Consider the following 26,371-nt stretch of genomic DNA (forward strand, 5'->3'; position numbering starts at 1 on the left):
ATTAATGACCATCTAACTATTTCTAGTTATTAAAGTCTATTTACTTGCTTAGTTTTCAATGATCTCAAACTTAGATTGTTTGTCCTAAACTTTAGGTCTCTTTGTTTGTGGAGGGGAATTATAGAGAAGTTACGCTTATTTATTTCTTAATTTTTAAGAGAGTTTGTAAAGAAATTTTATTTGAGGTAGAATTGTATTTAATTCTCCTCTATCCAGCCTCCGCCGATCAGTTTTTTATCATCATAAAAAACGGCTGCTTGTCCCGTTGCTACTCCAAACACACTCTCCTTTAGAGTAACGTAAGCTTTGTTCTCTTTTACTTTAACATGACAAGGAACAGCTCTGGTTCTATATCTCAATTTTACTGTAGTATCAAACTCTTTTTCATCGGTATAGAGATTTAAATTGTTCAGCACTACGCTACTGCAGGCCAGATCCTCTTTTTTACCGACAACAATCCGGTTTTTTTCAGCATCTATACTCAAAACATAGTGAGGATCATGAGCGCCTCTGACCGTAAACCCTTTTCTCTTTCCGATCGTATAGTGCATATAGCCCTTATGCTCGCCGACCACGTTTCCATCCTTATCAAGGACTTCACCCATTTTATCTACCTCTACATAATCTTTTAACAGATCAGTATATGTAGTATCAACAAAGCATATCTCAGAAGATTCGCCTTGGGATGCGAATGATTCAAGCCCTTCTATCGATGCTGCTAGCTTTTTTATATCACTCTTTTTTCTCTCTCCGAGCGGAAAGAGCAGTCTTGGCAAAATTGTTCTATCTACATAAAACAGAAAATAGCTTTGATCTTTTGTATCATCATCCGCTTCATAGAAATATTTTCCATCCGTTTTTATATAGTGCCCCGTAGCTATATAATCAGCTCCTATCTTGTCCGCAAACTTTACCATCTCGCCAAATTTCAGACTTCTGTTGCATAGTGCGCATGGGTTTGGTGTTTTTCCCTCAGCGTAGGTATCTATAAAAGGTTGAAAAACCTCTCTGTTAAAAGTATCTTGCAGATCTAGAACATGCAGTTTTATACCGACAAAGTCAGCAGCTTTTTGTGCTCTTGCCTGATTGATCTCATGATAACCGGGCTTAGAGTGGAGTTTCATATAAAGCCCCTCGACATCATATCCCTGCTCTTTTAGAAGCAGTGCCGAAACGGTAGAATCAACGCCGCCGCTCATTCCGACAAGAACTTTTTTTACTAAGTTTTCCTTTTTCATACTTTAATATCTCTGTCTGCAGAAAACTCTTTTAACATCTTAGAGTATTGTGTATCTTCAAGCCCTGAATCTCTAAGAAAATTGATCTGCTCGACTATTGAGGCCTGAAGCTCATCAACGACATGCTGCAGATCATCTGTAAGTCTTATCTGCTTAAAATCTTCCTCGCTAATCATTGCGTTTTTTAAAACTTTTTTTTCAATAAAATCAAGCAGCGGTTTATAATACTCAACTCCGATTACAAAAACCTTTACGCCTGTTATCTTTTTGGTCTGGATAAGTGTTAATGCTTCAAACAGCTCATCCAATGTTCCATATCCGCCAGGAAATATCACGTAGCCGATAGAGTATTTAACCAACATCACTTTTCTGGAAAAAAAATAGTCAAAGCTCAGATCAGTAGTAGTGTACTTGTTTGGAACCTGCTCAAAAGGAAGGTCAATGTTAAGACCTATAGACTCAACATCTTTGTGTTGAAATGCCCCCCTGTTAGCAGCTTCCATAACTCCGGGACCGCCGCCCGTCATTATATTGAAGCCTCTTTCTGCCAACATAGAAGATAGCTCCTCGGCTTTTTTATAATACTTGTTTTTGCTATCAACCCTTGAGCCTCCAAACATTGTGACTGTCGGTCCAAGCTCCCCTAGCTCATCAAACCCCTTTACAAAGTCGGCAACGATCTTAAAAACACTCCAGACATCAGCTGATTTAATCTCTTTAATATATTTTTTTGTTAAATCATCTTTTTTTGTACGCATATACACTACTTTCTATTTTTCTACGATTTTAATTGATTTAATCTCTCTCTTTTTGTTCCGATCGTAGTGATCTGAACTCCAAAGTTTCCATCTACTATTACCACTTCACCCTCAGCTATCACATGATCATCTACCAATATTTCCAGTGGATCATTAGCAAGCTGATTAAGTTCTATAACAGATCCAATATCCATATTTAAAACATCTTTTAAGAGCATCTTTTTCTTGCCTATTCTAACTTTGACAGGAAGTTTAACATCCATAATAAGAGATATATTGTTCATCTCTTCACTGTTTAAAGAAACTGAGGGCATTGAATTTTGAGAGCTGTTTGAGTCCGATTTTATTTCGCTGTTTGATGGTTTGCTTGTTTTAAATACCGCACTTTGCAAATTTTCATCCATAATAAACATAAAAAGAGATTTAAGACTCTCTATATTAAAGTGGTATACAAACATCTTGCTGTAGTTCTCTAAAGAGACCTCTTTGTTCTCTCCGATATAGTCGATTTTATCAATACTGAAAGAGAGAGCGGGGAGCTCTTTTTGAGCTGAGAGCGTATTTGATATTGCTCCAAATATATTAGAGACTATCTCTTTTGCCGCATCAAGATCATCTTCGCCTACATCTTCTCGCTCACTTGCCTCTTCGCCCATCATCATATCTGATAACGATGTGACAAGATTTGGTGTAAGCGCAACCATCGCAGATGCATCTACATCTCCGCTGACACTTATGTTTAAAAGCACTATAGGAGGGATGATATTAGATATTATACTTAACTCCTGCTCCTCTTTAAGTTCAAGAGATGGAGCCTGTCCTATCAGTGCCTCTATTGTTGCTACTGTTTCATCTTCAAACAGCTTCATAAAATCACTCATCATCTACTCCTCTTTTGCGTTTTTTATCATACTCATACTCATAATCTTCATCTTCGTTCTCTTCACCGTTAAACATGATCTCTTTAACGCCTGAAATCTTTTCGCGTCTTATAGTTTCAAAGTTCTCCAGAGCACGCTTGACAGCATCTTTTTCTGTATCTATTATCTCTGTGATCTGTATAGACTTTCTAAACCTTCTAAGACCGATTTTACCTTTAAATCTGTCTTTGCCGTCAACGCATATCGTAACTATATCATCGGCAGCATTATTTAACCTTACAATATCTCCGCTCTGCAGGTCCAGAACATCTCTAAGAGAGAGCTCAGCATCGCCCAGCATTGCTTCAATACCGACTTTTGCACCGCCTAGAAGTACATGAAGTTCTGTATTTCTACTCTTTTTTGTACTTGTTTCATTAAGCATTAGATCTCTGCTGGCAAGTTTTGGCAAAACAGGCTCCAGCGCAATAACCGGATAACAGATATTCATCATACCTGAACTCTGTCCTATAATAATCTCCATTACGACCATAACTACTATCTCGTTTTGGGCAACGATCTGCACAACATTAGGGCTAGACTCTTTTGACTCTATATTTGGAAAGATATCCATAACAGGTCCCCAAGCCTCTTTTAGAGTTGCCATCATAACTCTTAAAATAGTCTCAAAAAGGCTTAGTTCTATATCAGAAAACTCTCTGCTTGCATCAAATGGCTCACCTTTTCCGCCCAAAAGACGATCAAGCATAGGAAAAGCTATAGATGGATTTATCTCAATAACCCCGCTGCCCTCTAACGGCTTCATTGAAAAAACGTTAAAGCTGGTAGGGTTAGGCAGTGACATTAAAAATTCGCCATACGTCATCTGGTCAACCGAGTGAAGCTGTATCTCAACAATTGAACGCATAATAGATGATATCTGAGAGGCTAGAGACCTAGCCATCTTGTCATGTATCCCACGAAATGCGCGAAGCTGCTCTTTTGAGACCCTGTTTGGTCTCTTAAAGTCATAAAGGGTTACCTGTCTTTGTGAGACTAAGGTGTCTTCACTTCCATCAAGTACATCATCTCCCTCATCATCTACAACATCGAGTAACGCATCTATCTCTTCTTGTGAAAGTATATCTGCCATCTTAAGCTCCTACACTCTCTTTGATTTTATGTATAACCGACTTATGTATCTGAGAGATTCTAGACTCGGTAATATCCAAAATCTCGCTTATCTCTTTAAGAGTCAGCTCTTCAAAATAGTAAAACTGTATTATCAACTGCTCTCTTTGGCTGTACTGGCTAAGAACAGTTTTAATACTGTTTATAAGCTCCTCTTTTTCTATATTAGCGATAGATGAACCTTCGTCTCCAACTTGCAGTTGATCCTGAAGAGGCATAACCGTGTAGATTGTAGAGGCGATTCTCGCTTCATGTATCTTCTCGACGCTCTCATCTAATATCTCTGCAAGCTCTTCATCTGTAGGCTCTTCATCCTTCTCTACTCTATACTCTTCTATTGCGTAGTCTATCGCTTTTACAAGTTTTCTGCTCGCACGGCTAAGTACGTCAAGACTTCTTAAATAGTCAAGCATAGCGCCATAAACTCTCTTTTTGGCATATCCCCAAAACGAGTCGTTTAAGCTCTCATCATACCTACGTGCCAGTTTGATAAGCTCTTCCGTGCCGATAGCAGAGAGATCCATATAATCAATAGAACTTGGAAGTCTCTCTTTAAGCCTAAATGCCATCGCTTTAACTGCCGGTAGATACTGGATAGCCAGCTCATCTTCTTTATGTTTTAAATCTTGTGTGTATGCCGAAATCATGATCTCTTCTCACTATCTTGGCTGTTTGTGCTGACCGCTATATCAGTTATCTTTATAGCCGAGTCTATGATTTTTTCTCTCTTGTTTATCTCATTGGCAAAGATGTCAAGCCTCTTCTCATGCGACTCTTTTGGAAAGAAGTACAACTTTCCGACTGAAGTTCTGTAATATAGTGAGACTATTATATGTGAAAATAGATAAAAAAATGTAGTTATTAAAAATGTATATACTAAGAGGCCCTCTGCGTCAAATGATTTCAATACACCAAATACTATTCCCATAAAAAAGCCCTGAATAGTAAAAAAGTATATAAAATTCTCACCCAACATATAAAAAAGCCTTGAATTAAATTTAAAAGTGCTTGACTAATCGCTTGAAAAGCCCTGACAGTCCGCTTTCGCTAGGCATAACAAGCACATCGCGTTCCAAATTTTTATTAATCGCATTGGCAATAGATAAGATATCTTTATGCACTATCGAGCCTGGATGCATTACACTAAAAAGAGCTCTCTGCTTCACTGAGGAGGATACCTTGATATCGCTGTTTATTTTACCCAAGAGTTTTATGTTTAGCTTCTCCCCGATATTTGCCAATGCTACTTTTTTTATCTTTTCATAAACGGCTATGGCCTCTTTTTCGCTCTTTACCTGATTCATGATAAGATTTATATCATCTCTGAAAGTTGCTATTGTCTTAATGGTCGCGTATGCATCTGTTATTGCAGCAGGGTCCGGGACTGTAACGACTATAACGTCATCCGCCGCGTCAATGAACATTTTTATATGATCCCCGATCCCTGCACCGGTGTCTATTATCATAACATCAAGCTTGTCGAGAATCTCAGCTTCGCTCATAAACCTCTCAAAAAGAGCCTTGTCGGAATACTTTAGTATCTCATCTCCGCTCTCACCGGGGATCAGTATAAGATTTCTCGTAATAGGGATCAATATGTCAGAGACACTTGCTTCTCCCTTTAAAACATGCAGAATATTTTTCTTGATCTTTACGTTAAACATAACATCAAGATTTGCAAGACCTATATCTGCATCGAAGATACCGACATTAAGACCATTTTGAGAAAGTACATAGGCAAGATTCGAGCTTATCGTACTTTTTCCAACACCGCCTTTACCGCTGGTAACTGCAATAAAGCGCGTTTTTTTAGACTTTTTAGCAGCCGTTGAAGAGACAAGCTCTTCTAGCTTTTGAGCTTGATGTCCAATCATGCTTTGCTCCTGTTAAAGCCGTTTAATAAACACTCAACCAAGAAGTCGCTGCTTGCACAGACCAGATCTTCTGGAACTTCCTGTCCGACTGAGAAGTAGCTGATCGGCTTTTTGGTCTCATACGCTAAAGAGAATATATTTCCAAAACCTCTAGTCTCATCGAGCTTTGTAAACATTAGAGTGTCGATATTGAGGCTAGAGAAATTCTCATATGTAGCTTTTAGATCTTCATATTTTATGGAACTAGGCATTACCAAAACGACATCTATGTTGTACTTTATGTCGTTGCCGTCAAGACACTCATAAATTTTTTCTATTTTTGTTCTGTCATAAGGGCTTGAACCCATAGTATCGATAAGTATATAGTCACAATATCTAAGAGAGTCAAGCGCACTTGCAAAGTCTATCGGATCAACTACAGTCTCAATGCCAAGTTTCATCATTCTGGCATACTGCATCAGCTGCTCAACCGCACCTATGCGGTATGTGTCAAGCACGACCAAGCCTACTTTGTACTTTTTTTGCATCAGGTAGGAGTATCTGGCAGCCAGTTTTGCCACCGATGTAGTCTTGCCCACTCCCGTAGGTCCCACAAGCATAATGACTTTTTTGTTTCCTATGGATGGAGCACTCTCAAGTCTGATAGGCACCATTTTTCTAAGAAGTGTCTGAAAATATCTTTTTATAGTTGCAGAGTTTTCTCTCATTCTAAAAGGCATATGCTCCAGCGTCATTCTCATAATGCCGTCAAGATGCTCTCTGTTCATACCGCTTTGGGAAGCAAGACGATATATCTCAGCAAACTCCGAGGGAATATGACTCTCAAGGTTAGGCGCTTTCTCATCCCAGAACATATTTTGAATCACTTTTACTTTATCGCCGAGCTTTGCGATCTCAGATTTTATCTCTTTTAACTCTTTTGGTTCAAAAAGCATCTGAGATTTACTCTCCTGATGCTCATACATCGGCTCTTTTACATCTGCTATCTTGGATATCTGCTTTGCCGCATAGGAGATGTCGTAGAGGACATCGGCACTTTTTTGGGTAAGAGGTCTCTCATCCTTTGGCGAAGATTTTGTTTTTTGATATGTGTTATGCGACGCAGAATCACCCTCGATCCCCATCACTATCTCATAAATAGGCTCACGTCCGAGTGATTTTTTCTGAATCTCTTTTGTGTCTATGTGAAGCATTTGACTATAGTTGACATCCATCTTAGCTTTTTTAAGTGCCTCCGATGGTGTTCTTCCGGTAAAAGTTAAAATCTTCATCTCTGTATATCCATTAATGGTATCAACACGCTCTCTCTTTCAAACCACTTGACATGCGGAATTTGAAGTTTGTGTGTTTTAACTACTCTATTATCAAAAAAAATTATATCCAAATCTAGAGTCCTTGGAGCATTTGCAAAGCTTCTTTTGCGTGCAAACTTCTTCTCGAGCCTCATCAGATAGTCTAAAAAAAGCTTAGGCTGCATGCTTGTCTTTAAAAGTGCCACGGAGTTAAAAAAATCATCCTGATCAGCAAACCCGAAAGGAGGGTTCTTTAATATCAGCGAAGTTCGCAGAAGAGTGACTCTTTTATCTTTTTTTAAAAAGATATAAAGATGTTCCAGCCTTCTTTTTACATCGCCTATGTTTCCGCCTACACCGACGGTTGCCAGATACCTGTGTGGGGTTTTTTTACTACCTGCATAACAGCGGCGTAAATTTTTGAAGGTCTCTAACTCCTCGTTCAATCTACGCTTTATATACATAAAATCAGTTTTCCTGCGCTGCCTGAGACTGTTGTTTTTGCATCTCTTGAACTGCTTTTATCTCGTTCATTATCTGCACCATGCCGACCATTGCCAGATGGTACCCGAACGGACCGAATCCAACGATCGAAGATGAGCATACTGCTGCTATCATATTCTGCTTTCTAAACTCTTCACGGCGATGAACGTTACTGATGTGAACCTCAATAGTAGGAAGACTTACAGCCGAAATAGCGTCGCGGATAGCTATAGATGTGTGTGTATATGCCGCAGGATTGATAATTATACCGTCTGCATCTCCATAACACTCTTGAATTTTATCAACGATCTCACCCTCTAGATTGCTTTGAAAAAACTCTATATCCAACCCGCTTTGGCTTGCAAAATCTTTCATCTGAGCATGTATCTGCTCTAATTTCATTGACCCGTAAATCTGCTGCTCTCTGACACCGAGCATATTTAAGTTTGGTCCTTGAATAACTACTATCTTCATCTTCTGCCTTTTTATTAATAATTACGATTTTTAAGGAGTTATTCTATCTAAATTAAGCATAATCTATTTTAAATTCAGACAAAAAGACAAAATATGCAGATAATAACTCCCGATTATATATTAACGCCTGATATGCTACTTTGTGGCATGTCAGTGGCATTTGACAAAACTATTAAAAAGATAGCTCCGCTTGAAGAGCTGAAAAAAGAGTTTGGCGGTGCGGACGTAATAGAGCTTAAAAAGAACTCGCTTTTGATGCCCGGACTTATAAATGCGCATGTTCATATAGAGTTTAGCGCGAACAAAACTCAGCTCTCCTACGGTGATTTTATTCCCTGGCTCTACAGCGTTATTGAGAATAGAGATGAGCTTATAAACGGCTGTGATGATACCTGCATGGCAAAAGCCGTCAACTCTATGCTTGAGTCGGGGATCACGACTTTTGGAGCAATTAGCTCGCATGGAATGGATCTGAATGTCTGCGCCAAAGCTCCTCAAAATGTTGTTTTTTTCAATGAACTTATCGGCTCGCAGGCAACAATGGCTGACGCTCTTTTTACAGACTTCTTGGCGCGTCTGGATGCTTCAAAAAGTGTAAAAAGAGATGGTTTTTACCCTGCAATTGCAATCCACTCGCCCTACTCCGTTCACCCTATTTTGATCAAAAAAGCACTCCGTATCGTAAGAGATGAGAAGCTTAAACTCACCGCACACTTTATGGAGAGCAGTGCTGAGAGAGATTGGCTTGACAAGAGCGATGGAGATTTTAAAGATTTTTTTGAAAACCTGCTAAAACAGAGCTCTTCTATCAGTGATCCAAGCGAATTTCTGGAGCATTTTAGCGGATATGAAACGCTTCTAACACATGTCGTAAAAGCAAACGATGATGAGCTTAAAACTCTATCTTCAAACAGACATACCGTTATACACTGCCCTATTTCAAACAGACTTCTGGGCAACGGTGTGCTTGATGTTAAAAGACTCCAAGATCATAATATCAGATGGATATGCGCAACAGACGGACTTAGCTCAAACTATAAACTTGACCTCTTTGAGGAGATGAAGTGCGCTCTGTTCATGCACTCAAATATGCCGCTTTTAGAGCTGGCAAAAAACCTGATAAGAAGTGTGACAAAAGATGCGGCAAATGCCCTTGGAATAAACAGCGGCGAGATAGCAGAGGGTAAAAATGCAGATATGATCGTGCTAGCTCTAGATAATGAGCCTAACGATGAGTTAGCAGTTCATTTAATACTTCATAGATATAATATCTCAAAAGTTTACATTAACGGAAAGCTAGAAAAAGGTATCTGATGCAGTTTATTAAAAAAATATTTTCTCCTATTGTCGCTACAATAAAATTTATCCAAGAGCATTTCAAAGCAATGCTCTTTTTGCTTATACTCTTTTTGATATTCGCACCCCAAAGCAAAGAGAATCTAAAACCGCACAATCTTGAGCAGATATACCTTGTAGGTCCTGTAATGGAGATCTCAGAGGTCGTAGAGCAGATAGATGAAGCGGCTTCGAATGAGTTTGTAAAAGGCATATTGTTCAATGTTGACTCCCCGGGAGGAGCAGTTGCGCCATCTATTGAGGTTGCTTATGCCATAAAAAGAGCAAGAGAGAAGAAACCTGTTATTGTCTATGCCAGCGGAACACTAGCAAGCGGGAGCTACTATGCAAGCATCTGGGCAAACGAGATAATCGCAAATCCGGGCTCAATGGTCGGGAGTATCGGTGTTATTATGCAAGGGGCTGATGTGAGCGAACTTATGGGCAAAATAGGAATCAAATCACAGAGTGTTCAAGCAGGAAAATATAAAAAGGTCGGAGCAAGCGACAGAGAGTGGACGGAGTATGAGATAAATGAGTTGAATAAGGTCATACAGGGAACTTATGACCTTTTTACCACAGATGTTGCAGATGCCAGAGGCTTAGATATTAAAAAGCGAGACACTTTTGCAAATGCGCATATCTTTACTGCAAAACAGGCCAAAGATGTGGGACTGATCGACAGTATAGGTGTTGAGTATGACGCCAAGAAGAGGCTTGCAAGCTTAAGCGGAGTAAGCGAGCCGCTCTGGAATAAAGAGGATAGATTTGATAAATTTATTAAAAAACTCTCGGCACAGACAGCGGCTAGCATCCATACCTACTTTCCTGCACTTGTACTAAAGTAGAGGCGTCTGACTTTTTACTCTTTTTCTAGTGAGAGCAAGAACTCTTTTCTCCACACCCCTCCCGTATATCCGCCTATATTTCCGTTTGAAGATATAACGCGGTGACACGGAATGAGAATAGCTATTGGATTTTTGCCATTAGCATTGGCAACCGCCCTTACGGCTTTTGGATTGCCGAGCATTTGCGCCTCCTTGGCGTATGAGACTGTTTTGCCGTAAGGTATTTTAAGAAGTGTGTTCCAAACGTCCATTTGAAACTCTGTTCCGCTTGGAGAGAGCGGCAGTGTAAATGTTTGTCGTTTTTTGCAGAAGTACTCATTTAACTCGCGTTCTAGTTGAAGCAAGAGAGGATGATCTGAGCACTTATCTTGCGTCTCTTCCTCCACAAAATCAAGATGGATCAGAGCATTTGCATCTGCAACAGCTTTCAGCATACCTATAGGAGTAGAGATAAGACGACTAAAATGCACTACTTCTCTTTTTCCTTCTCTTTTTTTTGTGGTTTTTTTCTGAACATATGATATTTTTCTCTCTCTAAAAGATCCTCTACATATGCAGCTTCCGCTTTTTTTACGCTCTTCCAGATGCCTGATGGAAGCCTTACCTGAAGCTTCTTTTTCTCTTTTAGTTTTATGATCTTTTTAATGGATAGTATCTTGGAAACGGGTGAGAAATCGACATCTGTAAGGTCTATGTCGTTCTTATAAAAAAGCGTCTGTTTGCTAAAATGCCCCCAACCCGGAATTCCATCTTCGGTATAGGGGACTTCATAATCATTTTTAAAGTTTACCATTATCTTATAGTGGCTGTTCTCAAAGATCTGAGACACATTCCCAGGACCGAATACCAAGCCGTAAACGGCGTCTCCGAGCTTAACGTTATCAAAATATGCCATAACTACTCCTAATTTTTAAAAAGTGTACTATAACACGATTACGAAAAAATTACATCCGCTAAATTATAACTTTAACAACGCTTGGCATATTGTCAAAAATTCTTTTTACTCTCTCTTGCCAAAGCTCGCCGAACTCTTTTACCTCTGCAGCATTTGCCATGCCGCCCATCATCTTTTGCATAAGCTGCTGCATTTTCGGACTTCCGCCTACCAGCGACGGATCATAGTAGACATCCACGCTTTTGCCACTGTCCAATCTTGTAAATTTGACCGACGAGCTTATATTTGCATCAAAATGCATCAGAGAGTGGCGTGCAAATTTACCGCCCAAGCCTTTAAAACCGCTCTTATCGGTAGCTCCCGTTATTTGAGAGATCACATTGCTTATAACGCCTGCTACGCCATCTTCAAGCGACTCTTTAAACTCTACTTTTATCTCACCCCTTACGGCAGGCTGGTTTGGATATAGAGCTTTTAACCCCGCATAAGCAGTTATGTATGCACCCGCCACTGTCGGACAGCTATGCCCCGCTGCCTTTACAACCTCTAAATAGTTAAACTCATATATGCCACCCTCAAACGCGCCTAAAACATTCGCTAGAGGATCGACAACCTTAATAGTATCTACCGTATCAAAAAACTCCGGATATTTCATATAAACCCCCACTAATAAATCTCATATAATTTGAACTCATCCAAATTATATTCAGTCACTAAAGCTTTGCCCTAGCGGGCAAGAGGAGTCATTTTGACTCCTGCGTACCTCTTTTTTCAAGCACTTTTGCGCTCACTGCAACCCTGTCACTCATCAGATCAAAAATTTCATCAACCTCTAAAGAGGCAATATCTATCACTTTTGCATCTTTGGATATCTGAACAAAACCTTTTTTGCTTTTTAACTTTGGATCGTTGGATTCTAGCATCTTTTGCAGCGTTGTCACTTGATTTCGGGCAATATTGATTTTGCTCTCTATTACATGTGGAAATCTTATCTTAATAGATTCGATCTCTTTAGAGAAGCTCTGCATTTTAAAAGAGATAGTTTGGTTAAAGGAGCTTTGCAGCTGTTTTACATCCTCGATCTTTTGGCTTATCTTCTTCTCGATCGAGTGCCCTGAGTATAAGTTTACAAGGTGCGTCAGCTCCTGCTTTGAGTTGTAGATCTTTTGCATAACTCTTTGCGTATATTGCGTAGAAATTGAGTCTATATGCTGATACAGCTCATTACTCTCAGGCAGTATCATCTGCATAGCCGCACTTGGAGTCGGTGCTCTTAGATCTGCTACAAAATCGCTTATAACCCAATCTATCTCATGCCCGACGGCAGAGACTATCGGTGTTTTTGCTTTAAAGATCGCATCTGCCACGATCTCTTCGTTAAATGCCCACAAATCCTCTATGCTTCCACCGCCGCGCCCCATAACAATGACATCATACACTTTGGTATCGGCTAGACCAAGAGCCTTTACAATGGCAGGAGCTGCGCTCTCTCCCTGAACCAAAACATCATATATATCTATCTCTACCGCTCTGTATCTGCTGTTTGCAACACGGAGCATATCCTGCAGTGCGGCCCCTGTTGCAGAAGTTATAAGAGCGATCTTTTTTGGAAATTTTACAAGAGGTTTTTTTCTTGCGCTATCAAAGTATCCCTTTGATGAGAGTCTCTCTTTTAGCTGCTCATAAGCAAGCGCCAAAGCTCCGTGACCGGAAGGCTGGATACTAAAGCAGTTTATCTGATACTCGCCGCGCGGTTTGTAAAGCGTTATGGCTCCATCAAGGATAACCTTTAGCCCCTCTTGAAGTTCAAACTTCAACTTTGAGGCATTTCCCTTGAACATAACCGCTTTTATTGATGATGAGGCATCTTTTAGAGTGAAGTAGATGTGTCCGCTGTTATGGCATGTTACGCGCGAGAGTTCGCCCTCTACCAAGACTCTTGTAAAGGTGCTCTCTAAAACTGTTTTGATCTGCTCATTTAAAGAAGAGACACTAAGTGTTTGCAAAACTCTGTTGCCTATTTTTTTCTTGCAATGAGAAGTGTTGAGATATCCATAGAGAAACTTTTTGTATAAACTATCTCAAAGCCTGCTTCAACAAGCTCATTTTGCATATTTTCAACCGTTGAGAAATCACCTATAGAGTTTGGCAGGTACTCATACGCTTCTAGATTGTTAGATATAAAACCGCCCACTTTAGGCAGTATCTTATTCATATAGAAGTCTCTTATTTTACCAAGAAGCGAAGGGTTCTCGTTTTTCATAAACTCTAAAATGACAACAAGACCGCCATCTTTTAAAACTCTGTTGAACTCTCTAAGTGCCGCTTCTCTCTCAACAACATTTCTTATACCGTATGTAATGCTTAAAATATCCGCACTCTTATCATCAAGCGGGATCTCTGTAGCTTTTGCTATGTGGTAGTTGAATTTGGGAAACTTCTCTCTTGCTACGTTTACCATGCCGTTAGATGGATCAACGCCGACTATCTCTCCAAGCGCAATAGCGTTTACTTCAGATCTTTTTTTCCAAAAGTCCATCATATCGCCAGTTCCGCAAGCAACGTCAACAATCTTATCGATAGACTCTTTTGCATAAAATTTGTAAGCCAGATCACAAGCTTTGCGTCTCCAGCTCTTATCGACGCCCATACTCATAACACGGTTTGCCGTATCGTAAGTAGGCGCTATGTTGTCAAACATAGATACGATCTTTTCCTGTTTTTCCATTCTAGTTGTTTCCCTTTTGCTTCATCCACATAATTATATCTTGCTCATCTTTTTGTATATTTAAAATCTCCAACTTCTCATTAATAGTTGTAAAATTACTATCTCCGCCCGTGCTCGGCGACATAAAACAGAGATGATAGTCTGCAAACTGCATTGAGAGTTCAAACATCTTCCCTCCGCCCTCTATTATAATGTTTTTATAATCTTTTAAAAGTGAAAGATCATCGCTTATGATGACTTTTCTTCCCTCAACACTAAAGAGGGGGATAGTTTTGTCAAACTCTTTGGTTCTTGAGTATATCAAGATATCCGGTGCTCTGCCGCCTACTAATCTGGCGTCAAGTGTCGGTCTGTCAACTCTTACGGTATTGCCGCCGATAACGAGCAGATCACAAACATCTCTCATGGCATGAACTAAGGTTCTTGATTTAAGCGAGCTGATAAGACCGCCGTCAATCGTGCCGTTTAATCTCTGAGCCCATTTAAAGAAGACGAACCTCTCTTCTCTCCACAGATCAAAAGGCTTTAAGAGCTCATCACACTCTTTTTGCATTACGGCACTCTCTACTTCTATGCCTGCATTTTTAGCTATCTCTGCTCCGCCGCAAGCTTGGGGATTTGAATCCGTTGAGCCGATAAAGAGCTTTTTTATGCCAAGCTTAGAGATAAGAGATGCGCAAGATGGAGTTTTTCCTATGTGTGAGCATGGTTCAAGTGTTGTATATAGGCTGACGCCATTAAAGCAGTTATTGTGATTTTGCAGAAGGTAGGTGTGAATTTGGGATGATTCATGAAGTTCTAAAATTTTTGAATCATCTGTTAGTCTAAAATATGCCGATTTCAGTGCTTCGACTTCGGCATGCGGAGCGCCTGCATATTTGTGAGCCTCAACGGAGAGTATCTCATTTTGGCTTGATAGAATAGTGCAGCCGACCGCAGGATTTGGATATGTTAGACCCTGATACTTCCAAGCCTCATCCAAGGCCAACTTCATATAAAACTGGGTATCTATTACCATTCAAAGTATGTTTTCGCTTTTGATATCTCGCCAAAATCAACTGAAACTTCTTCACCATCGACATCCAAGAATATCTTAGAACCTTCAACTTTAAGAAGTGTGCCTTTGAGCTTCTCTTTTGATTTTAACGAAATAGCGACTCTCTCGCCTAAACAGAGTTCAAACTGCTTGATAGTAGTGATCTTTCTCTCAATGCCGGGAGTCCCGACCTCAAGTCTATAATCCCCTGAGAGAGGTGGTGTAACATCTAAAAGTGGAGATATTAGATGCGTGAGGTTAACACACTCATCAAGACTCACCCCTTTTCTTTTACCATCTTCTATATCGTTTGAGACAACGCTTACTCTATAGATGGTATCGCTACCGTCATTTACTACTGCGATCTCATAAAGCTCTAAATCTACCGATTTTACAAACGACTCTATATCTTTTTCTAAACTCATAAATCTACCCGCTTAATCTTTGGCTATTTTCTTAAATAGCTCTTCAATATTCTGAACTTTTTTGAGCTGTTCATCAAACTCGAACGTAAGCTTTGGAGAGCGGAACCATCCCTGATCTTTCATACAAAATGTCTCAATAATAGGTCTTGCTTTTTTTAAAAGCTTTAAAAATTCGCTCTTCTTCTGCTCGCTGAAAGATGCAGGATCAATATAGACCTTGGCATCACTTCTTCCGCGTGAACACTTTATATCTATAATATCAAGCTGATGCAGTCTTGCATCGCTTAGAGAGCCTAAAGCTTCGGGAATCAATTCAAGAAGAACCGACTCTGTTCTCTTTAGCTTTATTTCAGCCTCAGTCATAATCTAAACTCCAATCTTAAAAAGCTTGCTTTTATAGTGACACTTTTTGCTCAATTTTTTTGAATGTCTCAATTACGTCGCCGACTATAACATCGTCATAACCCTTGATCATAACACCGCACTCGTAACCGTTACCGATCTCTTCAACGTCATCTTTAAAGCGTTTTAGTGAAGTAAGCTCACCCTCGTGGATTACTACTCCATCACGAATAACACGAACAAGACCGCCGCGTACAAGTTTTCCGTCAACTACGACACATCCTGCAACCATTCCCTTAGGAGATTTAAATGTGTCTCTGACTTCAGCCTGACCAGTATTTTCTTCAGTAAATTTAGGCGACATCATACCCGTTAGCATTCCTGTCATGTCATCTAATAGTTGATAGATGATAGAGTATGTTCTAATGTCAACATTTTTCTGTTTAGCAAGTGCTTTGACGCTGCCTGTAGGGCGAACGTTAAATCCAAGAAGAACACAGTTCTCACTGTTTGCAACAAGCTCAACGTCATTTTCCGTGATTCCGCCAACACCTGATGAGATAATATTTACTTTAACTTCATCATTTCTAAGTTCGCTAAGTGAGCTTCTAATAGCCTCAAGTGAACCGTGAACATCTGTTTTAAGAACAACTTTAAGAGATTTCAGTTTGCCCTCTGCGATCATGCTCGTCATATCTTCAAGAGTTGATTTCGTACTGTGAGAAAGCTCTTTATGTCTATCATACTCATGACGTTTTTGTGCATACTCTCTAGCTTCTTTATCGCTGTTCATAGCCATCATAACTTCACCCGAAGATGGAACTTCATTAAGACCTACTACTACCGCAGTATGACTTGGCTTTATCTCTTTTATCTGTTTTTTATGCTCATCTATAAGAGCTTTTACGCGACCGAAAGAGCTGCCGCACACAACATAATCACCTACTCTAAGCGTTCCGTTTTGAACGATTACAGTAGCAACAGGTCCGCGTCCTTTTTCAAGAGAAGACTCAACAACCGCAGCTTTTGCCATAGCATTTTCGTTTGCTTTTAGCTCTAGAACTTCAGCAGTCAGCAGGATATTTTCAAGAAGATCATCTATCCCCATCCCTGTTTTAGCAGACAATGGAATAAACTCTATATCTCCGCCCCAATCAGCAGGGTTAAGACCGCGTTCAGCCATCTGTCCTTTGACCATATCAGGGTTTGCTGTCTCTTTATCCATCTTGTTTAGAGCTACGATCACAGGAGCACCGGACTCTTTTGCAAGTTTTATAACCTCTTCGGTCTGTGGCTTAACACCGTCATCAGCCGCTACAACTATTACGATAATATCCGTAACATCAGTACCTCTTTGACGCATCTGTGAAAATGCTGCGTGTCCCGGAGTATCTATAAACGTGATCGCTTCTCCGTTTTGCTCGATCGTATATGCACCGATATGCTGCGTGATGCCGCCTGCTTCATCTTCAGTCACTTTTGCTTTTCTTATCGCATCTAGAAGTGAAGTTTTACCGTGGTCAACGTGTCCCATAATAGTAATAACAGGAGCTCTTTTTGTTGCATTTTCATCGATCTCCTCTGCCATATCCTCTTCGTAGTTAAACGCATCTTTTGGATCTACGATAGTTACTTCAACACCGAACTCTTCAGAGAGGATCTCGATCTCGTCACTTCCCAAAAAGTCATTTTTAGTCATCATCAACCCAAGGCTAAAGAGAACTTTTATAACATCGGAGATAGGACGGTTTAACTTTTCTGCGAACTCGTAAACACGAATATCTTCAGGGATCTCAACATGTGTGACTACAAGATCTTCAGGTTTGTCTTTTGTATATTTCTTTCTCTTGTCACGAGCAACTTTTCTGCCTCTTGGAGCAGCTTTTTTATTTGCATTTCTTCCTATAGGCTTTGGAGCTTTTGGCTTTCTTGGCTCCTCAGGAATCATATCGCGTCTCTCTGTAGCGTTTAGATCAAGTAAAACTACCTGATCATCCATATCCATGGAGACTTCAGCCAAAGAGCCGCCGAAAATATCTATCTTTACGCCCTGCTCTTGCTTTTTAGCTCCTGCAGCCTGTTTTATCTTTTTCTTTTTAGCCAGCTCTTCTAAAACATCAGCGCTCATCTTACCGTATGTAGAGACTGTTGACTTTGATTTTGACGGTTGTTCGAAATCCTCTTTATCAAAACTCTCTTGAGGCTGTTTTTTCTTTTTAACGATCTTAAGACCAGACTTTTTGATCTGCATCTTTTTAGGCTCCTCAGTTGCTGTTGAGCTCTCAGCTTCCTCTTGAGTATCGTTGCTCTCTTTTATTTGAGGTTTTTCCTCTTTTAGAGCTGTTTTTGTCTCTACTTTTTTCTCATCACTCTCATCTTTTTCTTTAGCGACCTCTTTTTTTGCGCTATCTTCCTGCTTGGCATCAGGTTTTTTATCGTCAGCTTTTGGAGTTTCTTGTTTAGGAGCTTTCTCTTTTTGAGTATCACTGGTTGTTTTAGCAGTTGTTTCAGTCTCTGTCTTTGGTGCCTCTGCAAGCTCGCCGCTCATAATATAGTTCATTAAACTCTCTGCTTCTTGCATTGTAACTGAGCTGTTTGCCGACTTTACGTCAAGACCCATATCTGAGGCTTTTTTAACAACATCTTTTGAAGTTATCCCTAGCTCTTTTGCAACTTCATGTACTCTAACTTTTTCTGTCATCAGTGATGATCTCCTTTAGTGTTTTGGCAAGTTTGTCTCTCTCACCGCTTTTGCATTGCCGCATCAACGCTTTTAATACTTTTTTCTCATCTGCAAGACAAATTTTGCATATATAAAAACTTCTGCCGCTACCTCTAAAAAGACTAAGCTGTGAATCTATGCACTGAAGTCTTATAAGATTGTTTTGCGCGTCTCTCTGCCTGCAAGAGATACACATCCTAAGAGGCTGGTTTAATTTTTTCGCCATTATATCCAAAACTTCCTTGATTTACTAAGAAGATATCAATTAACCTATTTTTCTACTATAAGTCCGTCGTTATCAAAATCCAGTATCTTTACCACAAATTCCGGAAATTTTTGGCTCAGCTTATTTGCGATTGCTACAGAATCTTCATCATATACCATTGAGAAAAATGTTGAACCGCTCCCCGAGAGAGTGCTCATAAGCGCACCGCTCTCATATGCGGTCTTTTGGACTCCGAATAGTTCAGGCAGTGTTTTCATTCTCGCCTTTTGGTGAAATCTGTCCTGCGAAGCAAGTTTTAAGATCTCCCAATCTTCGTTAAAAAAAGCCGCAACGCTAAGCGCAGTGTGTGAGAGATTGTAAATAGCGTTCTCTTTGGAGTATGATTTTGGCAGAAGCGTTCTTGCTCTTGCGGTGTTCATCTGCTTGTTGGGGATTACCACAACCGCTTTAATATAATCGGGAAGATGTTTTTTTTGCGAAAAAACCTTTCCCTTCTCTACGGTCGCAGCATTAAAACCGCCCATTACAGCAGGAGTTATATTGTCAGGATGGGACTCATAGACCAGAGCGTGGTTTAGTATTCTTCTTTTTGAGACGTTTATACCCGCTGCTTCATGCGCGCTTGCAATTGCACTAACTATTACGGCAGAAGAGCTGCCCAGACCTCTAGACATAGGTATCTGGTTGTAAAACGTAAACTTAAAGTTTTGTCGCTTTTTGGTAAGCCTGTTGTAGTGTTCATTAAAGATGCTGACAAAAAGATTGTTGCCCTTTAGCTTAGGATTGTTCTCCCCCTCGCCCTTTATGCTGACACTGAAAAACTTTGATGGATGAAACTCAACTACATTTCGTAGATCAACTGCTAAACCTAAAGAGTCAAATCCAGGTCCGAGGTTTGCGCTTGTTGCCGGTACACTTACTGTCACTTTTTTCCTATCCAACTGCCCCTATAGCGTAAAGAGGAGATGCAGCTGTACTAAACTCATTATACTCAAGCACATCCGGAAGCAAAAAACTCGCTTCGGGTACCGTTTCTAGTTTTTGGGTTTTTATTTCTGATGAAATTTTAACAAAATATAGCTTTCCAATCGCTTTGATTGGTTGATTTTTATTAAAATAAAACGCATCTGTTGCAAAAAGAGGTATATTTTTTAGAATGCTCATCGATCTTAGAAAAATATATGCGATTTTTATTGCCATAAAACTGCCCGGCCCGTTTGCATAATAGAGTCCTTTAACGGAGTACTCTTTTAACAGCTCATCAAATATCTTCGGCAGAACTTCAGAGCTTTTTTCTTCACTAACTACTCTTCTAATAATCTTCCCATCTTCATATATGCCGATTTGTATCGGCGAAGAGAGAGTTACAAAAACAAGATCGACGCTCTTAGGCATACGCTTTTTCAAGCTCCATAGTTTTTTCGCCTACCAGCTCTACTATCTCATAATTTTGCGCATCTTTTAGAAGTTCAAGGGTCAGTTTATGATTAAGGTCATGACTCCCCGCCATCGCCTCGTAGTTGCCTACAAAGTTCATACCGATCAGAGCCATATCTCCGATCGCATCGAGTATCTTATGTCTTACAAACTCATCGGGAAATCTAAGCCCCTCAGGATTTAGCACCTTTTTCTCATCAAGCACGACCGCATTCTCTAAAGAACCGCCGAGTGCCAGACCTTTTGAGCGCAGATACTGAACCTCATGCAAGAAACCAAAGGTTCTGGCACGTGAGATCTCATCTTTGTAGTTCTGCTTTGTAAAGTTTAAGACATACTCCTGTTTCTGAATAACAGGATGAGGAAATTTGATGGTAAAGCCATACTGAAGATCAGGAGAAGGAGAGAGTTTTACATACTTCTCCCCCTCTTGAACGACTACCTCTTTTTTAATTCTCATCACTTTTTTTGGAACATCTAACTGCGCTATGCCCGCTTCATCCAAAAGCATACAAAAACTTGCACTACTGCCGTCCATTACGGGAATCTCGTCAGCGTCTACTATAATTCTGAGATTATCAATTCCGTAAGCGTAAATAGCAGAGAGCATATGCTCTATAGTGGAGATGACATAGCCGTCTTTTCCGATAACGGTAGCCATTTTTGTATCAACAACATTCTCAGGAATAAGAGGGATCGCCACATCTACGTCACTTCGATAAAATATCAAACCGCTGTTTGACTCTAAAGGCTCCAATCTTAACTTGACTGCAGAGCCTTTGTGAAGACCAATTCCGACAAGCTCAACACTCTTTTTTATAGTTGTTTGATACATCTTTTATCCCTATCTCTTACTTTAAAGCAAATTGTACACTAAATTTACTTTCTATCAATAATGCTCTTTGCGTTATCAATAACGTCGTTTATATTTAATTTTATCCATGTAGTGTCCATCCACTCTGCCGGACGCACCTCAATTCCCTGAATTAAAATCCCGAAATGGAGATGATCTCCCATTGCATAACCGCTTTTTCCGGTGTTAGCTATATGAGCGCCGCCTTTTACTTTGTCATCTATATTGACATTAACACTTGAGCAGTGTCCATAAAGTGTATAAAGCCCCAATCCGTGGGAGATTATAGGCATATTGCCATAAAGTCCGTTAAATCCTGTAAAAACTACTTCTCCACCGTTTTGCGGTTTGATCTCTGCCATTGCGTTGCTGGCCAAATCAAGACCCAGATGGTATGCCTCACTGATTTTTTTATTTTCATAAAAGTAGAATCTATGATCTCCAAAATAGGCGACAACTGCACCGTTTTTCAGAGGATACATCTTAGTGACCTTAAAATCATCTATCATCTCGTCGGATACTTTTGAAGTTATCTCATGGATCAACTCTTCGTTTTTTGCTCTTACGTCTTCGTTTATTATCTTAAACTGCTCTATTGAGTCTGTAACGCCTTGTGTTTCAGCAAACTCTTCGGCAAGCTCTGCGATTTTTCCCTTTAAAAAATTGTCGCTTATCTTTATGTTTGAGACTCTGTAACTCGCATCTTTGAGATAGAGAGGCACATCGGCTCGTGAGATGTTATCAGCCTTGTCCTTTGCCATAATTGTAGCTTTAAAGGTTGACTCAGTCACAGGCCAAGCCAGAAGCGAGATGTAGTACCCATCTTTGTAAAAAGGCTGAACTTTAAACTGCTTGTCAAAGTTTGTCTGAATATAGAGCTCTTTTAGATTTTCATCCTCTGCTTTAAAAACTACAAGTGCCGCACCGCCCTTTTTAATCTTATATGAGTTTGCGATAGTGCCTAAAAGAGGTCTTTTTTTATCTATTTTTAGCTTAAACTCATTTTGGGCAACGTTTCCGTTTAAAAAATTCCACTTGCTTGAATCTTGTGCCTCGACAACTATTTTGATCTCTTTTTCGCTCATAGCATAAGCACTTTTAGGAGGCTCTACACTAATATTTAGAGACTCTTTTGGAGTTAAAAACTGTTCATGATAAAGAAGCGTCTCTTCCGACTTTGTTACCAGTGTTACTTTATACGATTTTAGACCGCTGCTGTCATTAATAGTTAACTCAAGCGGATTTTTCAGGTTCCAGTACCCGTTGTTTTTCATAGAGATCACAGGTGACTCTCTCTCAAACATCGCCGAATTGTAAACGTATAAACCAACACCTATCACTACTGCTGCTATTGTTAGCAGCAGTGCCGAAGATCCTTTTTCTCTTCCTCTTCTCAAACTATAACTCCTTTTTTATCAAATCTAATACTCTGTTTTTTGCTTCATCTAAAGAGAGCTTCTCATAAATCTCAAAGCCGGCTCTGCTAAAATGTCCGCCGCCTCCAAAAAGAGTGGCAATCTTACCTACATCTACGGTAGATGAGGAGCGAAGAGAGCACTTTATTCCTAAATCTCTCTGTTCTCTAAGCAGCACGGCAACCTCAACGTGAGGAAGATACAAAGACTCCTCCAGCGGTGCTTCACAATCCTCTGCAACTGCACCGCTCATCGCCATATCTTCGCGGCTAAGACAAAAAACGGATACTTTTGCACTCTCTTCTAAGAGCATATTTTTATACATAACCGACTTTAATCTAAAAGCCGCAAGTGAGACACTTTTGGCAATTTTTTTATTACATAATTTAAAATCAGCACCATGCTCGATCAACTCCACAACCGTAGCAAATGTCGTGCCATCGACCTCTTGAGACAAAAAAGCACCTGAGTCATCCAGAAGACCTGCATAGATAGCGGTTGCCATTTTTGGGTTTATCTTTACACCATTTTTTTTAAAAAGATCATATAAAAGTTCGGTCGTACTTATAAAGTCAGGTTCTACAAAATTGAGATCGCCGTAGTTTGTGTTAGTAATGTGATGATCTATATTGATCAGATCACACTCGATCTCAACTCCAAGACGCTTCTTGTCGGCACAATCAAACGCAATTGCCAGATCTGCAGATGCGGGAAACCTGCTTTTTATCTTTTCAAACCATGGCAAAAAAGATAATTTTTGATCTATCTCACTACTCTTGCAAAACCATGATACTTTTTTATGCTTTTGAAGCAACATGGTATACATGGCACTCGCACTTCCCAGAGAATCTGCATCAGGGTTGATATGTGAGATAAGAACGATATGCTCGGCCTTTTCAATTTTTGCTAAAATTTTACTCAATTTTTATATCTTTTTGGGAATTGTATACTACTTCTTATTCATTTTGTAAACGTATGCCAACACTTCGGCAACGGCGGCAAATAGTTCACTCGGTATTGGTCTGTCCAGATCCACCTGTGCATAAAGGCTTCTTGCCAAAGGAGGATTTTGAACTATATGGACGTTGTTTTCTCTAGCTATTTTTTTAATCTGCAATGCTATATTGTCCATTCCTTTTGCCACGACTATAGGCGCATGCGACTTCTGCTCATCATACTTTATGGCAACTGCATAGTGTGTCGGATTTGTTATAACAACATCTGCATGTGGAACTTCAGCCATCATCCTCTTTCTTGATGCCTGCATCTGGATCTGACGGATCTTTGCTTTGATGAGTGGATCTCCATCCATGTTTTTCATCTCATCCTTGACCTCTTGCTTGCTCATCTTCAAACCGTCAAAATACTGCTTTCTTACAATAATGACATCGATTATAGCAAATACAAAAATGATAAAAAGCATTACAAGCGCGATTATCAAAGCCTTGTCTTTAAGCCAGATCATCTGATCCCCCAGCCCGAAAAGTGCAACTGTAGGAAGTTCTACTATAAAGAGAAAGAAAAATACAAAACCAACACCCAAAGTAGTAAAAGATTTAAAGGTAATCTTGATGCCTTCAATAATTTTTTTCATAGAAAATAGATTTTTTGTCCCTTTTATAGGATCTATTTTTTTTAGATCAGGCACGATCGCTTTTGTAGTAAAGAGAAAACCAAACTGGGCAATTGCCGCTACAACACCGGTAATAGCGACAGCAATTGTAAGAGGCATCACGATAAGAAGAAACTCTTTTATGGTCACAATAGCAATATCTACCATCATTGCCCTATCAAGCGGCATCCCTAAAAGAGAGAAGTAGTATTTTGAGAGGGCAAGCATATGGTCACTCATATATGGAAAAAGAAGTAAAAAAGCAAGTATTGCAATAAAGAGGGTCATCACCCCCGATGCATCTTGAGACTTTGGAACATTCCCCTCTTTTCGGGCATCCTCTATCTTCTTGGCGGTGGGTTCTTCGGTTTTTTCCTGATCATCAGCCATGAATTAATTTTTTAATCCATTTTCATTGATAGATCGATCCAGTTTGCTTGGTGGATAAGCGAACCGCTGCTGATTGCATCAACGCCTGTTTTGGCGTAAGACTCTATGGTTTGCAGAGATATATTTCCGCTTGCTTCCAGAAGTATATGCGAAAAATTATCATCTCTGTATTTTACGACCTCGCGTATCTGATCAGGGGTCATATTGTCGCACATTACAATATCAGCACCAGCTTCAAAAGCCTCTTTTGCCATCTCAAAACTCTCCGCTTCAACCTCTATCTTTGCAGTAAAAGGGATCTTGTTTCTGGCTTTTTTAATGTAGAGCTTTAGATCTTCGATCGTTTTTAGATGGGTGTCTTTTATCATAAGCGAGTCATCAAGCCCCATTCTGTGGTTTACAGCTCCGCCGCAGCGAGTTGCATACTTCTCAAAAACTCTAAGCAGAGGTCTAGTTTTTCTTGTGTCAAGAAGTTTTACTCCATAAGGTTCGACTATCTGGGCATATTTTTTTGTCAGAGTAGCGATCGAGCTTGCGTGAAGAAGCATATTTAAAAGTGTTCTCTCTATTCTAAGCAGGACATGTGAAGTACCGCTTATGTTTGCAAGAGTGTCGCCTTTTGAGAAACTCTCGCCGTCATGGACATTCCAGTTTATTTCAAAATCTTCAAGTTTAGCCAGAGTATTTATATACTCAACACCGGCTGTCACCCCGTCACTTTTTGCAATGATCCTTGCCGTAGCAGCAACACTAGGTTCAACCAAAGCATAAAGGTCTCCGCGTCCAACATCCTGCTCAAGCGTTGCTTTTACAAACTCTTCCATCATAGTGCCAACATTCTCTCTAGAGCTATCTTTGCCCATTTTTGCGTCTCTTCATCAACATGAATCTCGTTGAGCGGAGCACCTTCATCAATTGATTTTAGTATGTCGTAAAGGTCCTGCAGAGTTGTCTCGTTCATGGTCGGACACTCAGGCTTTGTAGATGAGAGCACATAAGTATTTTTAGGACGAAGGCGGTTAACTAGGTTAAACTCCGTTCCAACCGCTACCTTTTGCTCTTCTGGAAGCTCTTTTATATATTTTATGATCTGTGAAGTCGAGCCAACAAAATCGGCCGCATCACAGATAGCAGGATCACACTCGGGATGAACTACTATCAAAATACCCGGATATTTTTTACGGTAAAAGTTGATGTCATCCACGCTAAAGAGCTGATGCACGGAACAAAAGCCGTTAAAACAGATAATGTCCGATTCAGCAGGGTTACTCCCGTCTCCGATAACGCAGGATTTAAGTCCCATCTGATTTGCAATATTTTGCCCAAGACATCTGTCGGGCACAAAAAGTATCTTTTTACCCTCTTCAAGCGCTTTTGTTATGATTTTTTTAGCATTTGAGCTTGTACAGACCATTCCGCCCATCTGTGCAACTTTTGCCTTTACTTCGGCATTTGAGTTTATATAGGTTATTGGCAGTATGTTTTCGTTTGGTATTCCCGCTTCGTTGAGTGTTTTTACCGAAGCGTCAAACTGCATGCCATCAATCATCGTAGCCATGGCACAACATGCCGCCTTTGGCATAACGACTCTTTTGTTAGGAGATAGTACTTTTACGCTCTGCCCCATAAATCCGACACCGCAAAATACGACATAATCAGACTTATCCTCTTTTGTCTTTATTGCAAGCTCTAGAGAGTCCCCAGTGATATCACCCATCTCAAAAACTTCATCTCTTTGGTAGAAGTGCGCAACAACCGTTACGCTTAGCTTCTTTTTATACTCATTTATCTTCTCTCTTAGCTCTTCATTAGTAAGTTTCAAAAAAAATCCTCATACTTATATAGTTGCGCCATTATAGCAAAAATATTATTTGGCATATTAAATTTATATGCTTGTAATCATAAACAAAGTAAAATGGCATAAATATTCAGGGCAC

Annotated in this window: 30 protein-coding genes; 2 read left to right on the forward strand and 28 right to left on the reverse strand. The window is 39.9% G+C overall.

Annotated elements, in window-relative coordinates; genetic code table 11:
* Nucleotides 1–197: 197 nt before the first annotated feature.
* The 10 genes from mnmA to aroQ form a co-directional block, all read right to left on the reverse strand.
* Complete coding sequence (mnmA, locus tag FCU45_RS06685; protein WP_137013595.1) at nt 198–1,238, reverse strand: tRNA 2-thiouridine(34) synthase MnmA; 1,041 nt, start codon at nt 1,236–1,238, stop codon at nt 198–200.
* Nucleotides 1,235–1,996, reverse strand: coding sequence for an LOG family protein (locus FCU45_RS06690; protein WP_137013597.1), 762 nt, complete (start codon nt 1,994–1,996; stop codon nt 1,235–1,237). The genes mnmA and FCU45_RS06690 overlap by 4 nt, the downstream gene beginning before the upstream one ends.
* A 20-nt stretch (nt 1,997–2,016) precedes the next feature.
* Nucleotides 2,017–2,877 (reverse strand): flagellar motor switch protein FliY, encoded by an 861-nt coding sequence (fliY, locus tag FCU45_RS06695; RefSeq protein WP_137013599.1) that lies wholly within the window; start codon nt 2,875–2,877, stop codon nt 2,017–2,019.
* Nucleotides 2,870–4,009: a flagellar motor switch protein FliM gene (gene fliM, locus FCU45_RS06700; protein ID WP_137013601.1), complete on the reverse strand. Its 1,140-nt coding sequence runs from the start codon at nt 4,007–4,009 to the stop codon at nt 2,870–2,872. The genes fliY and fliM overlap by 8 nt, the downstream gene beginning before the upstream one ends.
* Nucleotide 4,010: 1 nt before the next feature.
* Nucleotides 4,011–4,694 carry an RNA polymerase sigma factor FliA gene (locus tag FCU45_RS06705; protein ID WP_137013603.1) on the reverse strand — a complete coding sequence of 228 codons (684 nt, stop codon included), beginning with the start codon at nt 4,692–4,694 and terminating at the stop codon, nt 4,011–4,013.
* On the reverse strand, nt 4,691–4,975 hold the full coding sequence (locus FCU45_RS06710; protein ID WP_246032263.1) for a hypothetical protein: 285 nt from the start codon (nt 4,973–4,975) through the stop codon (nt 4,691–4,693). Before FCU45_RS06710 ends, FCU45_RS06705 begins: the two co-directional genes overlap by 4 nt.
* 70 nt (nt 4,976–5,045) lie before the next feature.
* Nucleotides 5,046–5,921 (reverse strand): P-loop NTPase, encoded by an 876-nt coding sequence (locus tag FCU45_RS06715; protein ID WP_137013607.1) that lies wholly within the window; start codon nt 5,919–5,921, stop codon nt 5,046–5,048.
* On the reverse strand, nt 5,918–7,192 hold the full coding sequence (gene flhF, locus FCU45_RS06720; RefSeq protein ID WP_137013609.1) for a flagellar biosynthesis GTPase FlhF: 1,275 nt from the start codon (nt 7,190–7,192) through the stop codon (nt 5,918–5,920). Before flhF ends, FCU45_RS06715 begins: the two co-directional genes overlap by 4 nt.
* Nucleotides 7,189–7,677, reverse strand: coding sequence for a 2-amino-4-hydroxy-6-hydroxymethyldihydropteridine diphosphokinase (gene folK, locus FCU45_RS06725; RefSeq protein ID WP_137013611.1), 489 nt, complete (start codon nt 7,675–7,677; stop codon nt 7,189–7,191). The genes flhF and folK overlap by 4 nt, the downstream gene beginning before the upstream one ends.
* Before the next feature lie 4 nt (nt 7,678–7,681).
* Nucleotides 7,682–8,170, reverse strand: a complete 489-nt coding sequence (gene aroQ, locus FCU45_RS06730; RefSeq protein WP_137013613.1) for a type II 3-dehydroquinate dehydratase — start codon at nt 8,168–8,170, stop codon at nt 7,682–7,684.
* A 93-nt stretch (nt 8,171–8,263) separates the two neighbouring features.
* On the opposite strand from aroQ, the gene mqnF reads away from it, so the two are divergent.
* On the forward strand, nt 8,264–9,484 hold the full coding sequence (gene mqnF, locus FCU45_RS06735; RefSeq protein WP_137013615.1) for an aminofutalosine deaminase family hydrolase: 1,221 nt from the start codon (nt 8,264–8,266) through the stop codon (nt 9,482–9,484).
* The gene (gene sppA / locus FCU45_RS06740) at nt 9,484–10,353 is read left to right on the forward strand and encodes a signal peptide peptidase SppA (protein ID WP_137013617.1); all 870 of its coding nucleotides are present in this window, start codon (nt 9,484–9,486) and stop codon (nt 10,351–10,353) included. Before mqnF ends, sppA begins: the two co-directional genes overlap by 1 nt.
* A 14-nt stretch (nt 10,354–10,367) precedes the next feature.
* On the opposite strand, the gene FCU45_RS06745 is transcribed toward sppA, so the two are convergent.
* The 18 genes from FCU45_RS06745 to nadA all read right to left on the reverse strand — a co-directional run bounded on the left by FCU45_RS06745 (nt 10,368) and on the right by nadA (nt 26,256).
* On the reverse strand, nt 10,368–10,823 hold the full coding sequence (locus tag FCU45_RS06745) for a methylated-DNA--[protein]-cysteine S-methyltransferase (RefSeq protein ID WP_246032264.1): 456 nt from the start codon (nt 10,821–10,823) through the stop codon (nt 10,368–10,370).
* Nucleotides 10,823–11,248, reverse strand: a complete 426-nt coding sequence (locus FCU45_RS06750) for a hypothetical protein (RefSeq protein ID WP_137013619.1) — start codon at nt 11,246–11,248, stop codon at nt 10,823–10,825. Before FCU45_RS06750 ends, FCU45_RS06745 begins: the two co-directional genes overlap by 1 nt.
* 58 nt (nt 11,249–11,306) lie before the next feature.
* Nucleotides 11,307–11,903, reverse strand: a complete 597-nt coding sequence (locus tag FCU45_RS06755) for an FmdE family protein (RefSeq protein WP_137013621.1) — start codon at nt 11,901–11,903, stop codon at nt 11,307–11,309.
* Nucleotides 11,904–11,991: 88 nt separating this feature from the next.
* Nucleotides 11,992–13,254, reverse strand: coding sequence for an exodeoxyribonuclease VII large subunit (xseA, locus tag FCU45_RS06760; RefSeq protein ID WP_137013623.1), 1,263 nt, complete (start codon nt 13,252–13,254; stop codon nt 11,992–11,994).
* Nucleotides 13,255–13,265: 11 nt separating this feature from the next.
* A complete protein-coding gene (gene ubiE / locus FCU45_RS06765; protein ID WP_137013625.1) occupies nt 13,266–13,976 on the reverse strand; it encodes a bifunctional demethylmenaquinone methyltransferase/2-methoxy-6-polyprenyl-1,4-benzoquinol methylase UbiE in 711 nt (236 codons plus the stop codon).
* A 1-nt stretch (nt 13,977) separates the two neighbouring features.
* Complete coding sequence (gene ribD / locus FCU45_RS06770; protein WP_137013627.1) at nt 13,978–14,994, reverse strand: bifunctional diaminohydroxyphosphoribosylaminopyrimidine deaminase/5-amino-6-(5-phosphoribosylamino)uracil reductase RibD; 1,017 nt, start codon at nt 14,992–14,994, stop codon at nt 13,978–13,980.
* On the reverse strand, nt 14,988–15,437 hold the full coding sequence (locus FCU45_RS06775; protein WP_137013629.1) for an LSm family protein: 450 nt from the start codon (nt 15,435–15,437) through the stop codon (nt 14,988–14,990). The genes ribD and FCU45_RS06775 overlap by 7 nt, the downstream gene beginning before the upstream one ends.
* Before the next feature lie 12 nt (nt 15,438–15,449).
* Entirely contained in the window at nt 15,450–15,800 is a 351-nt protein-coding gene (rbfA, locus tag FCU45_RS06780) for a 30S ribosome-binding factor RbfA (protein WP_137013631.1), read from the reverse strand.
* 31 nt (nt 15,801–15,831) lie between these two features.
* Nucleotides 15,832–18,480 carry a translation initiation factor IF-2 gene (infB, locus tag FCU45_RS06785; protein ID WP_137013633.1) on the reverse strand — a complete coding sequence of 883 codons (2,649 nt, stop codon included), beginning with the start codon at nt 18,478–18,480 and terminating at the stop codon, nt 15,832–15,834.
* The gene (locus FCU45_RS06790) at nt 18,464–18,727 is read right to left on the reverse strand and encodes a DUF448 domain-containing protein (RefSeq protein ID WP_137013635.1); all 264 of its coding nucleotides are present in this window, start codon (nt 18,725–18,727) and stop codon (nt 18,464–18,466) included. Before FCU45_RS06790 ends, infB begins: the two co-directional genes overlap by 17 nt.
* Before the next feature lie 44 nt (nt 18,728–18,771).
* A complete protein-coding gene (gene thrB / locus FCU45_RS06795) occupies nt 18,772–19,653 on the reverse strand; it encodes a homoserine kinase (protein WP_137013637.1) in 882 nt (293 codons plus the stop codon).
* A gap of 7 nt (nt 19,654–19,660) precedes the next feature.
* Nucleotides 19,661–20,122 (reverse strand): hypothetical protein, encoded by a 462-nt coding sequence (locus FCU45_RS06800; protein WP_137013639.1) that lies wholly within the window; start codon nt 20,120–20,122, stop codon nt 19,661–19,663.
* Nucleotides 20,115–20,999: a UDP-3-O-acyl-N-acetylglucosamine deacetylase gene (gene lpxC, locus FCU45_RS06805; protein WP_137013641.1), complete on the reverse strand. Its 885-nt coding sequence runs from the start codon at nt 20,997–20,999 to the stop codon at nt 20,115–20,117. Before lpxC ends, FCU45_RS06800 begins: the two co-directional genes overlap by 8 nt.
* Nucleotides 21,000–21,043: 44 nt before the next feature.
* Nucleotides 21,044–22,414 carry a peptidoglycan metallopeptidase Pgp6 gene (gene pgp6 / locus FCU45_RS06810; protein WP_246032265.1) on the reverse strand — a complete coding sequence of 457 codons (1,371 nt, stop codon included), beginning with the start codon at nt 22,412–22,414 and terminating at the stop codon, nt 21,044–21,046.
* A gap of 1 nt (nt 22,415) precedes the next feature.
* Nucleotides 22,416–23,354, reverse strand: a complete 939-nt coding sequence (locus FCU45_RS06815) for a DHH family phosphoesterase (protein ID WP_137013643.1) — start codon at nt 23,352–23,354, stop codon at nt 22,416–22,418.
* A gap of 27 nt (nt 23,355–23,381) precedes the next feature.
* The gene (gene flhB / locus FCU45_RS06820) at nt 23,382–24,434 is read right to left on the reverse strand and encodes a flagellar biosynthesis protein FlhB (protein WP_137013645.1); all 1,053 of its coding nucleotides are present in this window, start codon (nt 24,432–24,434) and stop codon (nt 23,382–23,384) included.
* A gap of 11 nt (nt 24,435–24,445) precedes the next feature.
* Nucleotides 24,446–25,261 (reverse strand): carboxylating nicotinate-nucleotide diphosphorylase, encoded by an 816-nt coding sequence (nadC, locus tag FCU45_RS06825; RefSeq protein ID WP_137014037.1) that lies wholly within the window; start codon nt 25,259–25,261, stop codon nt 24,446–24,448.
* A complete protein-coding gene (gene nadA, locus FCU45_RS06830; RefSeq protein WP_137013647.1) occupies nt 25,258–26,256 on the reverse strand; it encodes a quinolinate synthase NadA in 999 nt (332 codons plus the stop codon). The genes nadC and nadA overlap by 4 nt, the downstream gene beginning before the upstream one ends.
* Nucleotides 26,257–26,371 lie beyond the last annotated feature (115 nt).

The sequence above is a fragment of the Sulfurimonas crateris genome (assembly GCF_005217605.1).
Taxonomy (GTDB): Bacteria; Campylobacterota; Campylobacteria; order Campylobacterales; family Sulfurimonadaceae; genus Sulfurimonas; species Sulfurimonas crateris.